Here is a 1,505-nt window from a genome sequence, read left to right as displayed (position 1 = left end):
GGCGCCGGCTCCGGGTCCGGCGTCGGCCCGGCCTCGGGCTCGCCCTCCGCCGCGATCGTGATCAGCGGCCGCCCCACCTCGACGCACTCCCCCTCGGCGGCGTGCAGCACGCCCACGCGCCCGGCGTACGGGCACGGCACCTCGACCACGGACTTGGCCGTCTCGACCTCGACCACCGGCTGGTCGACGGCGACGACGTCGCCCGCGGCGACCAGCCACTGCACCACCTCGGCCTCGGTGAGGCCCTCGCCGAGGTCGGGCAGCAGGAACGTCTGCTCGGTCGCGGTGGCCCTCATGCGTCCTCCCACTGCAGGTCGTCGACGGCGTCGAGGATCCGGTCCACGGACGGGAGCTGGAGATGCTCCAGCTTGGGCGGCGGGTACGGGATGTCGAACCCGGTGACGCGGCGCACCGGCGCGGCCAGCGAGTGGAAGCAGCGCTCGCTCACCCGGGCCGCGATCTCGGAGGCGACGCTGGCGAACCCGGCGGCCTCGGCGACCACCACGGCGCGCCCGGTCGACTCGACGGCCGCGCAGACCGTGGCGTCGTCGAACGGCACGATCGAGCGCAGGTCCACGACCTGGAGGCTGCGGCCGTCGCGCGCGGCGGCCTCGGCGGCGTCCAGCGCCACAGGGACGGACGGGCCGTACGTGATGAGGGTGGCGTCGGTGCCCTCGCGGCGCACGACGGCCGTGCCGATGCCCGGCTCGCCGCCCCCGAAGGAGACCTCACCCTTGGCCCAGTAGAGCTTCTTGGGCTCGAGGAAGACCACCGGGTCCGGCGAGGCGATCGCGTCGCGCAGGAGCCGGTAGGCGTCCGCGGGGTTCGACGGCGCCACCACGTGCAGCCCGGGCGTGTGCGCGTAGTAGGACTCGGACGAGTCGCTGTGGTGCTCGACGCCGCCCACGCCGCCGGCGTACGGGACCCGGATGACCAGGGGCAGCTCGACGCGGCCGCGGGTCCGGTTCCGCATCTTGGCGATGTGGCTCACGACCTGCTCGAACGCGGGGTACGCGAACGCGTCGAACTGCATCTCGATCACGGGCCGCATGCCGTTCATCGCGAGCCCGACGGCGAACCCCGCGATCCCGGCCTCGGCCAGCGGGGTGTCGAAGCAGCGGTCCTCGCCGAACTCGGCGGTGAGCCCGTCGGTGACCCGGAAGACCCCGCCGAGCGGGCCGACGTCCTCGCCGAGCACGAGCACCGTCGGGTCCTCGGTCATGGCGTCGCGCAGGGCGCGGTTGATCGCCTGGGCCGTGCTGAGCGTCTCGTGCTCCACCGCGGTGCTGGTCATCAGCGGGCCTCCGCTCGGTTCGACGCGTCCGCGCTCGGCTCGTCCCTGCTCAGCTCGTCCCTGACCTGCGCGAGCTGCTCGACGAGCTGCGGCGTCGGCTCGGCATAGACATGGGCGAACAGGTCCGCGGGGTCGGGCACGACGTCGACGTTGATGCCGTCCCGGGTGTGCCGCGCGAGCCGCTCGGCCGCGTCGGCGTGCGCGGCGGCCC

General features: G+C 74.4%; 2 protein-coding genes and 1 pseudogene. All 3 read right to left on the bottom strand.

Annotated elements, in window-relative coordinates; all coding sequences use genetic code 11:
• Positions 1 to 296, bottom strand: a 296-nt coding sequence (locus PROKR_RS18190; RefSeq protein WP_036965450.1) for a biotin/lipoyl-containing protein, incomplete at its 3' end; no start/stop codon positions are given.
• On the bottom strand, positions 293 to 1,294 hold the full coding sequence (locus PROKR_RS18185) for an alpha-ketoacid dehydrogenase subunit beta (RefSeq protein ID WP_036965448.1): 1,002 nt from the start codon (positions 1,292 to 1,294) through the stop codon (positions 293 to 295). The genes PROKR_RS18190 and PROKR_RS18185, both read right to left, overlap by 4 nt.
• A pseudogene (locus PROKR_RS35355) lies at positions 1,294 to 1,505 on the bottom strand (pyruvate dehydrogenase (acetyl-transferring) E1 component subunit alpha); the annotation flags it as partial. The pseudogene PROKR_RS35355 and the gene PROKR_RS18185, both read right to left, overlap by 1 nt.

The sequence above is a fragment of the Promicromonospora kroppenstedtii DSM 19349 genome (assembly GCF_000515355.1).
GTDB lineage: Bacteria > Actinomycetota > Actinomycetes > Actinomycetales > Cellulomonadaceae > Promicromonospora > Promicromonospora kroppenstedtii.
The sequence above is the reverse complement of the archived record's forward strand: the minus strand, read 5'-3'. Positions and strand labels throughout refer to the sequence as shown.

Coding starts and splice junctions, on each gene's coding strand:
- PROKR_RS18185 (WP_036965448.1), bottom strand. CDS start 1,294: ATGACCAGCACCGCGGTGGAGCACGAGACGCTCAGCACGGCCCAGGCG.